Source organism: Burkholderia sp. HAN2018 (assembly GCF_024704855.1).
GTDB classification, from domain to species: Bacteria; Pseudomonadota; Gammaproteobacteria; order Burkholderiales; family Burkholderiaceae; genus Burkholderia; species Burkholderia cepacia.
This window is the reverse complement of sequence record NZ_QOBB01000221.1, coordinates 1-11,279: the sequence shown is the minus strand read 5'-3', so window position 1 is coordinate 11,279 and position 11,279 is coordinate 1. Positions and strand designations below refer to the sequence as shown.

Genomic DNA, 11,279 nt, shown 5'->3' with positions numbered 1-11,279 from the left:
GCCCACCCTGTACGAATTCTTCGCCCCCTGCCCGCGCGGCCTCGAAGCGGCGCTCGCCGCCGAGCTGGCCGAAATCGCCGGCCGCCACCTGAACGGCGCGCCGTTCACCGCGGGCGCGCAGGTGCCGGGCGGCGTCCACTTCAGCGGCGGCTGGGCCGCCGGCATGGCCGCGAACCTCCATTCGCGGATCGCGAGCCGGGTCCTGCTGAAGATCGCGCACCGCGCCTACCGCAACGAGCAGGACGTCTACGCGCTCGCGCTCGAGCAGCCGTGGGAGCGCTGGTTCGCGGCGACGCAGACGCTGCGCGTCGACATCACCGCGATCAAGTCGCCGCTGAAGAGCCTCGAATTCGCGACGTTGCGCGTGAAGGACGCGATCTGCGACCGGATGCGCGAGAAGACCGGCGCGCGCCCGAGCATCGATACCGGTGCGCCCGACGTGCGCGTGTTCGCGTTCCTGACGGCCAACGAGTGCACGCTGTACCTCGACACGTCGGGCGAGCCGCTGTTCAAGCGCGGCTGGCGCCTCGACAAGGGCGCGGCGCCGCTGCGCGAGAACCTCGCGGCCGGCATCCTGCGCCTGACGGGCTGGACGCCCGGCACGGCGCTGTACGACCCGATGTGCGGCAGCGGCACGTTCCTCGCGGAAGCCGCGCAGATCGCGCTCGGCGTGGCACCCGGCGTCGAGCGCCGGTTCGGCTTCGAGAAACTCAAGCAATACGACATCACCGCATGGCAGGGGCTGAAGGTCCCGGCGCTGGACGCGAAGCGCGCGGCGCGCGGCAAACGCGGCGAAGCGCTCGGCGTGTACGGCAGCGACATCTCCGGCGACATGCTCGAGAAGGCACGCGCGAACCTCGAGCGCGCGGGCGTGCCGTCGGTGTGGCTCAAGCAGGTCGACGCGCGCGGGATGACGCCGCCCTGCGACGGCCCTGGCATCATCCTCGCGAACCCGCCGTACGGCGAGCGGATCGAGGTGCGCGGCCGCAGCGCGCGCGGCGAGGTGCGCGAGACGGGCCGCAACCGCGGCAACGACGACGCGTTCCGCCGCACCCACACCGACGCACCGGACAGCGAGTTCTTCAACGCGCTCGGCGATGCGCTGAAGCAGCGCTTCACGGGCTGGCAGGCGTTCCTGCTGACGTCCGACCGTTCGCTGCCGGGCCAGCTGCGGCTGCGTGAATCGGCCAAGACGCCGCTGTTCAACGGCGCGCTCGAATGCCGGCTGTTCCGCTTCGACCTGATCGCCGGCAGCGTGAAGGCGCGCCCGGCCACGCCGGAAGGCGACGCGTAATCCGCATCATGGTCGCGACGGGCCGCCGATACGGCCCCTGCGCGACAACCGGAACGACGCCGTTACCGCATCCGCGGCAACGGCGTCGTTCCGTTTCAATGCTTCGACTTCTCCCGGCGCCCCGTCGTGAACGGCAGCGCCTGCCCCGTCTCGAGCAGCGTCTTGCGGCTCGACGGCACGACCGGCCACCCGCCGCGCATCCCGCGATCCCTCTCCCATCTCCGAGCCCGGCACCAGCCCGTCGTGCGTGACGGTCGGCTTCACGACGCAGGTCACGCGCGATTCCCCACTCTCCCCCGATGAGCATGCGCCACGTGACGACCAGCCGGCGCTGACGAATCGTTCCCGACCTCTACTGACAATACGGTGTCAGCAGACCGCGATCACACTGCAATCCCGGCGCAATGCAAGGCTGGTTTCCGCACCGAACCCGAACAACAACGCAACAAGGAACTCGTCATGACGTCCGCAACTGCAACTGCCACCGCCACTGCCACCCCCGAGCGCGCGATCGCGTGGTTCGACATTCCGTCCCTCGATTTCGACCGGGCGATCCGCTTCTACGAAACCGTGCTGCAAACGACGCTGCAGCGCGAAGTCATCGGCGGCGTGCCGATGGCCACGTTCGACCGCGACGCATCGAGCACGGGCGGCAGCATCGTGTTCGATCCGCAGCAGATCAAGCCGAGCGCGAACGGCGTGCTCGTCTACCTGAACGCCGGCGAATCGGTCGTCGCGGCGCTCGAACGCGCGAAGCGCGCGGGCGGCGTCGTGCAGGGCTCCGTCGTCGAGCTGCCGAACAACTACGGCTACGTCGGCTACCTGATCGACACCGAAGGCAACCGCGTCGGCCTGCACGCGCCGAAATGCCACTGAGCGCAGCGGCCATCGGGCGCGCGCGGCGCTATCATCGCGAAGTCCCCATTGCCGTTGGAGCCGAGGTGCCGTCATGACGCGCCGTGCCGACCGCCTGTTCCAGATCGCCGAGCTGCTGCGCGGGCGTCGTCTCACGACCGCGCAGCAGCTGGCCGACTGGCTGTCGGTGTCGCCGCGCACGGTCTATCGCGACGTGCGCGACCTGCAACTGTCAGGGGTACCGATCGAAGGTGAAGCCGGCATCGGCTACCGGCTGAACCGCAACGCGAGCCTGCCGCCGCTCACGTTCACGGCCGAGGAGCTCGCGGCGCTCGCCGCCGGCGCACGCATGCTCGAAACCTGGGGCGGTGCGCGCTTCGCGAGCGGCGCACGCTCGGCGCTCGCGAAGATCGCGTCGGCGATGCCGGCCGACAAGCGCACGGCGCTCGACCGCCTGCCCGTGTTCGCGCCGTCGTTCCACATCGACGAGACGTTTTGCGCGAAGGTCGATGCGATCCACCAGGCCATCGATACGCGCCACGTCGTCAGCTTCGACTACCGCGACCGGCTCGGCGCGCATTCGCAACGCCGCGTGTGGCCGCTCGGGCTCGTCTACTGGGGCGGGCGCTGGACGATCGGCGCGTGGTGCGAGCTGCGCAGCGATTTCCGCACCTTCGACATCGCGCGGATGGGCGACATCGTCGTGCACGAGCAGTTTCCGGACATGGAAGGACGGCGGATCGCCGATTACATGCGGATCGCGGAAGCGCCGATGCGCTGACGCGCTGACGCGGCACGGCGGCGGGCGCACCGCCGCCGTTCACGTTCCGGGCCGCCGCACGGCGCCCGGCCCGCCTTTCCCTACGCGCCGAACACCACCGTGCGCTTCGGCCGCTCGTCGACGTGCAGCGAGAACACGTCGGGCCGCGCGTAATGCCCGACCACGTCGAAGTCGTAACGCGCCCGCACGAGTTCGTCGGTATCGATACGCGCGGTCACGAGCCCGGCCGTGCCGATCAGCGGCTCCGTCAGCAGGTCGCCGAGCGGCCCGACGATCACGCTGCCGCCGCGGATCAGCGGCCGCTCCGGATCCCAGCCCGGCACGTCGATCCCGAGCGTGCGCGGCGACGGCTGCACCTGGCACGCGCTGACGACGAAGCAGCGCCCCTCGTGCGCGATATGCCGCATCGAGCTCTGCCACACGTCGCGCTCGTCGACGGTCGGCGCGCACCAGATCTGCACGCCTTTCGCGTACATCGCGCAGCGCAGCAGCGGCATGTGGTTCTCCCAGCAGACCGCGGCGCCCGCGCGGCCCGCGGCCGTGTCGACGACGGGCAGCGTCGAGCCGTCGCCCTGCCCCCAGATCAGCCGCTCGGTACCGGTCGGCATCAGCTTGCGGTGCTTCGCGACGAGCCCGTCGCGCGGATCGAAGAACAGCGCCGTGCAATACAGCGTGCTGCCGCCGCGCTCGATCACGCCGACCACGAGGCTCGCGCCCGTGCGCTGCGACAGCGCGGCCAGCTCGTCGGTTTCCGGCCCCGGCACGTCGATCGCCTGCGCGGCGTAGCGCGCATACGCGTCGCGGCCCTCAGGCAGCCGGTAGCCGAGCCGCGTGCCGAAGATCTCGCCTTTCGGATAGCCGCCGAGCACGGCCTCGGGCAGCACGACGAGCGACGCCCCGCTGTCGCGGATCGCGGTTTCGTAGCCGAGGATCGTGTCGAGCGTGGCGCGCGTGCCGTCGGGCGATGCGCCGATCTGCAGCGCGGCGATGACTGAAGTGGACATGAAGGCGTCTCCGGTGAATGGGGTAACGCCATCTTTATCGATATGATGTCATCGATCAAATCGATAGAACGATAAGTGTCATGAATACGGATGATATCGCCAGCCTCGACCTGAACCTGCTGAAAGTGTTCGAGGCGCTGTACGAGGAAGGCGGCGCGAGCCGGGCGGCGCTGCGGCTCGGCCTCACGCAGTCGGCGGTGAGCGCGGCGCTCGCGCGGCTGCGCGTGATCTATGCCGATCCGCTGTTCGTGCGCACCGGCCGCGGGCTCGCGCCGACGCCGCGCGCGGACGAACTGAAACCGATCCTGTCCGACGCGCTCGACCGTTGCCGCGAAAGCCTCGCGATCGCGGCCGACGGCGGCGACCGCATCGGCCGCACGATCTCGATCGGGCTGTCGGACGACTTCGAGATCGCGCTCGGCCGCGCGCTGATCGACGCCGTTGCACGGGAAGCCGCCGGCATCCGGCTGATCTTCCGGCAGACGCACAGCGGCATCGCCGGCGACGCGCTGCTGCGCCACGGCGTCGACCTCGCGATCGCATCGGGCGGCTTCTCGGCGAACGGGCTCAGCCGGCGCGCGGTCGCGACGGGCGGCTACGCGTGCCTGATCGACCCGGCCGCCCGCCCACGGCCGCCGCGCACGCTCACGCTCGCCGATTTCCTGCAGCGCGACCACCTGCTCGTGTCGTCGGGCGGCGTGATCGGGATCGTCGACGAGGCGCTGGCCACGCTCGGCCACAAGCGGCGCGTCGCGGCGTCGACCACGCATTTCGCCGCGTTGCCGTACCTGCTCGCCGGCTCCGACGCGGTGGCGACGATTCCCTCGCACGCGGCGCGCGCGATCGCGCGATCCACGCCGTTGCGCGCGCTCGCCTGCCCGGTCGACTTGCCGCACTACCCGGTCGAAATCGGCTGGCGCTCGAGCACGCAGCGCGACCCGGCGATCGTGCGCGTACGCGACACGATCGCCGCGTGCATCGCGAACCTCGTCGCACCATGAAAACGGCCCGGCCGGCTTGCGGCGGTCGGGCCTGTCCTTCGAGGCTGCCCGTGAATCGGGGCAGGCCGCCTGCGTTACCGGCGCATGCATCAGTCGACCGCCTTCACCATGTCCTCGATGACCTTCTTCGCATCGCCGAACACCATCATCGTCTTGTCCATGTAGAACAGGTCGTTGTCAAGGCCCGCGTAGCCGGCCGCCATCGACCGCTTGTTGACGATCACCGTGCGCGCCTTGTACGCCTCGATGATCGGCATCCCCGCGATCGGCGATGCCGGGTCGTTCTTCGCGGCCGGGTTCACGACGTCGTTCGCGCCGAGCACGAGCACGACGTCGACCTGGCCGAATTCGCCGTTGATGTCGTCCATCTCGAACACGATCTCGTACGGCACTTCCGCTTCCGCGAGCAGCACGTTCATGTGGCCCGGCATCCGCCCCGCGACCGGATGGATCGCGTACTTCACGTCGATGCCCTTCTCGACCAGCTTGTCGGTCAGTTCCTTCAGCGCGTGCTGCGCACGGGCGACGGCCAACCCGTAGCCCGGCACGATCACGACCGTTTCCGCGTTGCCGAGCATGAACGCCGCATCGTCGGCCGAACCCGATTTCACCGGCCGCTGCTCCTTCGCGCCCGCGGCACCGCCGGCCGCCGCCTCGCCGCCGAAGCCGCCGAGGATCACGTTGAAGAACGAGCGGTTCATCGCGCGGCACATGATGTACGACAGGATCGCGCCCGACGAGCCGACCAGCGACCCCGCGATGATCAGCATCGCGTTGTTCAGCGAGAAGCCGATGCCGGCCGCCGCCCAGCCGGAGTACGAGTTCAGCATCGACACGACCACCGGCATGTCCGCGCCGCCGATCGGGATGATGATCAGCACGCCGAGCGCGAACGCGATCGCCGTCATGATGATGAACGGCAGCCACGACTGCGTGATGAAGAACAGGATGCCGAAGCCGAGCATCCCGAGCGCGAGCATCAGGTTGAGCAGGTGCTGGCCCGCATACACGACCGGCGCGCCCTGGAACAGCCGGAACGTGTACTTGCCCGACAGCTTGCCGAACGCGATCACCGACCCGGAGAACGTGATCGCGCCCACGAACGTGCCGATGAACAGCTCGACGCGATTGCCGTACGGAATGAAGTCCGGCGCGACGGCGTCCTGCGGCACGAGCCCGAACGCTTCCGGCTCCGACACCACCGCGTACGCGATGCACACGGCCGCGAGACCGATCAGCGAGTGCATCGCCGCGACGAGCTCCGGCATCTTCGTCATCTCGACGCGCGCGGCGACGAACGCCCCCACGCCGCCGCCGACGATCAGCGCGCCGAGCACCAGCGCGAGGCCGAGCGGCAGGTTCGCGCCGAGCCAGGCCGCCTGCCTGGCGATCAGCGCGATCGTCGTGAGGATCGCGACGGCCATCCCGGCCATCCCGAACAGGTTGCCGCGCCGCGCGCTCGTCGGGTTCGACAGGCCCTTCAGCGCCTGGATGAAACACACCGATGCGACGAGGTACAGCAGCGTGACGACGTTCATGCTCATCGCGCGCCCTCCTTGCCGCGCCCGGGCTGCCGGGGCGCCTTCTTGCGGAACATCTCGAGCATGCGCCTCGTCACGAGGAAGCCGCCGAACACGTTGACCGCCGCGAGCGCGACCGCGAGCGTGCCGAACACCTTGCCGGTCGTGCCGACGGTGAGCGCGGCCGCGAGCATCGCGCCGACGATCACGATCGCCGAGATCGCGTTGGTCACGGCCATCAGCGGCGTATGCAGCGCCGGCGTGACGTTCCACACCACGTGGTAGCCGACGTACACCGCCAGCACGAAGATGATCACGTCGATCACCGTGTGATTGACGACTTCCATGGTCTCCTCCGTTATCGGCGCGTGACTTCGCCGTCGCGGCACAGGAGCGTCGCGGCGACGATGTCGTCGGTCAGGTCGATGTTCAGCGTGCCCTCCTTCGTGACGATCAGCTTCATGAAGTCGAGCAGGTTGCGCGCATACAGCGCCGATGCGTCCGAGGCGACCATCGACGCGAGATTCGTGTAGCCGGCGATCGTCACGCCGTGGTGCGCGATCACCTGGTCGGCGACCGTCAGCGGGCAGTTGCCGCTCTTGCGGCCGTCGAATTCCGGGCCGCGGCCGGCCGCGAGATCGACGAGCACCGAGCCCGGCTTCATCGACTGCACGGTTTCGACCGAGATCAAGGTCGGCGCCGGGCGCCCGGGAATCAGCGCGGTGGTGATCACGATGTCGGCCTGCTTCGCGCGCTCGTGCACGAGCGCGGCCTGGCGGCCGAGCCACGACGGCGGCATCGGGCGCGCGTAGCCGCCCACACCCTGCGCAGCGTCGCGCTCCTCGTCGGTTTCGAACGGGACGTCGAGGAATTTCGCGCCGAGCGACTCGATCTGCTCCTTCACGGCCGGCCGCACGTCGGACGCCTCGATCACCGCGCCGAGGCGCTTCGCGGTCGCGATCGCCTGCAGGCCCGCGACGCCCGCGCCGAGGATCAGCACGCGCGCGGCCTTCACCGTGCCCGCGGCCGTCATCAGCATCGGAAAGAAGCGCGGATACAGCGCCGCGGCAACCAGCACGGCCTTGTAGCCCGCGATGTTCGCCTGCGACGACAGCACGTCGAGCCCCTGCGCGCGCGTCGTGCGCGGCGCGGCTTCGAGCGCGAAGCCCGTCACGCCGGCCGCGGCGAGCTTCGCCGCCTGCTCGCCGTTGAACGGATCGAGCATGCCGACCAGCACGGCGCCGCGCTTGAGCAACGGCAGCTCGGCGTCGGTCGGGGCCTGGACCTTCAGCACGATGTCGACGTCGAACGCGGCCGACTGGCCGGTCAGTTCGGCACCGGCGGCCGCATAGGCTGCGTCGGGATAACTGGCCGCGAGGCCGGCCCCTCTCGCGATACTGACCCGATGCCCGGCCGCCGCGTATTTCTTCACGGTTTCCGGCGTCGCGGCCACCCGCGCCTCGTTCGCCCGCGTTTCGGCAGGCACGCCAATATGCATCGTCAGTCCCTCCAGTCATCGCCGGCAGGTCGTTTCCGGCGATTTCCACCGCGCAACGAGCCGGGCAGCCGGACTACCGGCTCGCGAGCGACGGCACTCACGTTTCACTTTAGGCGAAAGCGGCGGCCGCACCCGCCTTTGCGCACGATCGCGCGAGATCGACGCGTCAGCCTGGCCGGCGTGGCCGCGCACCGGCGCGCCGGACGATTACGAGGGTCGGATTCGTCTGACCGAACGCCGGGCAGCGTTCGGGCGCAACCGGTAAAATGCCGAACCATGAAACCCGAAATCTGGACCCCGCATGTGACGGTCGCGGCGCTCGTCGAGCATGCCGGCCGCTTTCTCGTGATCGAGGAAGAAACCTCGTCGGGCCTGCGCATCAACCAGCCGGCAGGCCATCTCGAAGCCGGCGAAACGCTGGCCGACGCCGTGATCCGAGAGACGCTCGAGGAAACCGCGCACCCGTTCACGCCCGACGCGCTCGTCGGCGTCTATCTGGCGCACTACGACCGTCCCGGCACCGCCGGCGCGACCTATCTGCGCTTCACGTTCTGCGGCACGGCCGGCGAGCCGGTCGCGGGCCACGCGCTCGACGACGGCATCGTCCGCACACTGTGGATGACCGCCGACGAACTGCGCGCGTGCAGCGAGCGCCATCGCTCGCCCGCGGTGATGCGCTGCGTCGACGATTACCTCGCCGGGCGGCGCATTCCGCTCGATTTCGTGCATACGCATTCGGTCGCGCCGCGCCCCGAAGCATTCGAACGTCAGGCGGTCAACAAATGAGCAAGCGCCGTGTAGTGGTGGGCATGTCGGGCGGCGTCGATTCGTCGGTGACCGCGTGGCTGCTGAAGGAACAGGGTTACGACGTGGTCGGCCTGTTCATGAAGAACTGGGAAGACGACGACGACGGCGAATACTGCTCGACGCGCCAGGACTGGATCGACGTCGTGTCGGTGGCCGACCTGATCGGCATCGACGTGGAAGCCGTCAACTTCGCGGCGGAATACAAGGATCGCGTGTTCGCCGAGTTCCTGCGCGAATACTCGGCCGGCCGCACGCCGAACCCCGACGTGCTGTGCAACGCCGAAATCAAGTTCAAGGCGTTCCTCGATCACGCGATGTCGCTCGACGCGGAAATGATCGCGACGGGCCACTATGCGCGCGTGCGCGAGCGCGACGGGCGTTTCGAGCTGCTGAAGGCCTTCGACCATACGAAAGACCAGTCGTACTTCCTGCACCGGCTGAACCAGGCGCAACTGTCGAAGACGATGTTCCCGCTCGGCGAGATCCCGAAGACGAAGGTGCGCGAGATCGCCGCGCAGATCGGGCTGCCGAACGCGAAGAAGAAGGATTCGACCGGCATCTGCTTCATCGGCGAACGGCCGTTCCGCGATTTCCTGAACCGCTATCTGCCGACCAAACCCGGCCCGATGAAGACGCCGGACGGCAAGGTCGTCGGCGAGCATATCGGCCTCGCGTTCTACACGTTCGGCCAGCGCAAGGGCATCGGCCTGGGCGGCAGCAAGAGCGGCAGCGGCGAGCCGTGGTTCGTCGCCGCGAAGGACATCGCGTCGAACACGCTGTACGTCGTGCAGGGCCACGATCATCCGTGGCTGCTGTCGCGCGAGCTCGTTGCCGGCAACGTGAGCTGGGTCGCCGGCGAGCCGCCGGCCGAGGGCTTCGCGTGCGGCGCGAAGACGCGCTACCGGCAGGCCGACGCGGCATGCGCCTTCGGCGCCGCCGTGCCCGGCCCGGCAGGCGAAGCACGCTTCTCGCTCGCGTTCGACGACGCGCAGTGGGCCGTCACGCCCGGCCAGTCGGCCGTGCTGTACGACGGCGATATCTGTCTCGGCGGCGGCATCATCGAAAGCGCGGCAACCGGCGACCGGCAGGCGCTCGACGCGCCGGCACTCGCGGCCGCACGCTGACGCGCCGCCGGTGCCGGCCGAAAGCGGCCGCGCCCGCTACCGCCCGCCTGTTCAGCGCATGTGCTGCACGGCCGCGTCGTAGCGCTCGCGCGCCGCGTCGAGCACCGGGAAATGACGCTCGGCCCAGCGATCGAGCGCCACGAGCGTGTCCACCAGCGATTCCGCCACCGGCGTCAGCCGGTATTCGACATGCGATCGCCGCGCGGCGATCGCGATCCGTTCGATCAGCCCGTTGCGCTCCAGCTCGCGCAGCGTCTGCGTGAGCACCTTCTGCGAGATGCCGCCGATGCGCCGCAGCAGCTCGCCGTTGCGCAGCGGCCGCTCGGCCAGCGCCGGCAGGATCAGCAGCGTCCATTTGCCGGCGATCAGCGCGAGCGCGTCGCGCGCCGAACAGTCCGCCGCATAGACGTCGCCGGGAAATGCCATGGTTACCTCCGGGTGCGTGATTGCGCGGCCCCGCTGCCGCCGGCCATCATCGTCGCATACTCACGGAGCCCGCCATGCATGCGCTGATCGTCGTCGCCCATCCCGAACCGCAGTCGTTCAACGCGGCCCTCTCCCATGCGGCGGCCGATACGTGGCGCGCCGCCGGCCATACCGCGACCGTCGCGGACCTGTACGCCGACGGGTTCGACCCGAGCGAGGCGCCGCGCCATTACGCCGATCGGCTCGACACGACACGCTTCGACGCGCAACGCGAGCAGCGCCACCACTGGGAGCGCGGCACGCTCGCGCCGGAGGTCGGGCATCACGTCGGGCTGCTGCAACAGGCCGACGCGCTGATCCTGCAGTTCCCGCTGTGGTGGTTCGGCGCGCCGGCGATCCTGAAGGGCTGGATGGATCGCGTGTTCGTCTACGGCGGCCTCTACAGCAGCCGCCGGCGCCATGACAGCGGCGTGTTGCACGGGCGCCGCGCGCTGCTGAGCGTGACGACCGGATCGTCGGCCGCCGCCTGCGCGCCCGACGGCCGCGAGGGCGACACGCGCCTGCTGCTGTGGCCGCTCATGCATGCGCTGCGCTACGTCGGCTTCGACGTGCTCGAACCGCACCTGATCCACGAGGTTCGCAGCGATCCGGCCGGCGACGCCGCGCGGCACCGCGACGCGCGCCTCGCGCAAGCGCTCGCGGACTACCGCGCGCGACTGCGCGCCTGGCACACGTGGCCGCGGGTGCCGTTCAACCGCGACACGGACTTCGAAGCCGGCGTCAGGCTGAAGCCCGACGCGCCCGCATACGGCCCGTTCATCCGTCACGCGCTCACCTGACGCGGCGGGCCGGCTCGGCAACGCGAGCTTCACGGGACCCGTAGTAGACTCTCGACCATCGTGGGCGCCGGCGGCGGCCAGGCACGGCTCGGGCACCCTGCCCGCCGGCCCGGCGCGACGCCGAGGGCGC

General features: G+C 69.8%; 12 protein-coding genes. 7 read left to right on the top strand and 5 right to left on the bottom strand.

The features are described from left to right. The 3 genes from DPV74_RS33705 to DPV74_RS33695 all read left to right on the top strand — a co-directional run. Positions 1-1,294 (top strand): class I SAM-dependent RNA methyltransferase (locus DPV74_RS33705; RefSeq protein WP_240440062.1); only part of this gene is annotated, 1,294 nt, incomplete at its 5' end. Positions 1,295-1,753: 459 nt separating this feature from the next. After that, positions 1,754-2,170: a VOC family protein gene (locus DPV74_RS33700; protein ID WP_059649531.1), complete on the top strand. Its 417-nt coding sequence runs from the start codon at positions 1,754-1,756 to the stop codon at positions 2,168-2,170. Positions 2,171-2,243: 73 nt separating this feature from the next. Continuing rightward, positions 2,244-2,930 (top strand): YafY family protein, encoded by a 687-nt coding sequence (locus DPV74_RS33695; RefSeq protein WP_060349050.1) that lies wholly within the window; start codon positions 2,244-2,246, stop codon positions 2,928-2,930. A gap of 80 nt (positions 2,931-3,010) precedes the next feature. On the opposite strand, the gene DPV74_RS33690 is transcribed toward DPV74_RS33695, so the two are convergent. Then, positions 3,011-3,934 carry a carbon-nitrogen hydrolase family protein gene (locus DPV74_RS33690; RefSeq protein WP_119338757.1) on the bottom strand — a complete coding sequence of 308 codons (924 nt, stop codon included), beginning with the start codon at positions 3,932-3,934 and terminating at the stop codon, positions 3,011-3,013. 80 nt (positions 3,935-4,014) lie between these two features. Here DPV74_RS33690 and DPV74_RS33685 point away from each other — a divergent pair, with 80 nt between their 5' ends. After that, the gene (locus DPV74_RS33685; RefSeq protein WP_060193640.1) at positions 4,015-4,935 is read left to right on the top strand and encodes a LysR family transcriptional regulator; all 921 of its coding nucleotides are present in this window, start codon (positions 4,015-4,017) and stop codon (positions 4,933-4,935) included. Between the two features lie 89 nt (positions 4,936-5,024). Here the strand turns inward: DPV74_RS33685 and DPV74_RS33680 are convergent, their stop codons facing one another. From DPV74_RS33680 to DPV74_RS33670, 3 genes are read right to left on the bottom strand one after another with little or no spacing between them, the layout of a single operon-like run. Beyond that, positions 5,025-6,479 carry an NAD(P)(+) transhydrogenase (Re/Si-specific) subunit beta gene (locus DPV74_RS33680; RefSeq protein ID WP_060207123.1) on the bottom strand — a complete coding sequence of 485 codons (1,455 nt, stop codon included), beginning with the start codon at positions 6,477-6,479 and terminating at the stop codon, positions 5,025-5,027. Beyond that, positions 6,476-6,802, bottom strand: a complete 327-nt coding sequence (locus DPV74_RS33675) for an NAD(P) transhydrogenase subunit alpha (protein WP_119338756.1) — start codon at positions 6,800-6,802, stop codon at positions 6,476-6,478. The genes DPV74_RS33680 and DPV74_RS33675 overlap by 4 nt, the downstream gene beginning before the upstream one ends. Positions 6,803-6,813: 11 nt before the next feature. Further along, positions 6,814-7,953 (bottom strand): Re/Si-specific NAD(P)(+) transhydrogenase subunit alpha, encoded by a 1,140-nt coding sequence (locus tag DPV74_RS33670; protein WP_027788353.1) that lies wholly within the window; start codon positions 7,951-7,953, stop codon positions 6,814-6,816. Between the two features lie 276 nt (positions 7,954-8,229). Between DPV74_RS33670 and DPV74_RS33665 the strand changes: the two genes are divergently transcribed. Beyond that, a complete protein-coding gene (locus tag DPV74_RS33665) occupies positions 8,230-8,739 on the top strand; it encodes an NUDIX hydrolase (RefSeq protein WP_021164203.1) in 510 nt (169 codons plus the stop codon). Beyond that, entirely contained in the window at positions 8,736-9,884 is a 1,149-nt protein-coding gene (mnmA, locus tag DPV74_RS33660) for a tRNA 2-thiouridine(34) synthase MnmA (protein ID WP_060174151.1), read from the top strand. The genes DPV74_RS33665 and mnmA overlap by 4 nt, the downstream gene beginning before the upstream one ends. Before the next feature lie 51 nt (positions 9,885-9,935). Here mnmA and DPV74_RS33655 read toward each other — a convergent pair whose 3' ends face one another. Further along, positions 9,936-10,310, bottom strand: a complete 375-nt coding sequence (locus tag DPV74_RS33655) for a helix-turn-helix domain-containing protein (protein ID WP_027788355.1) — start codon at positions 10,308-10,310, stop codon at positions 9,936-9,938. A 74-nt stretch (positions 10,311-10,384) separates the two neighbouring features. Between DPV74_RS33655 and DPV74_RS33650 the strand changes: the two genes are divergently transcribed. After that, on the top strand, positions 10,385-11,149 hold the full coding sequence (locus DPV74_RS33650) for an NAD(P)H-dependent oxidoreductase (RefSeq protein WP_091921128.1): 765 nt from the start codon (positions 10,385-10,387) through the stop codon (positions 11,147-11,149). Positions 11,150-11,279: the final 130 nt, after the last annotated feature.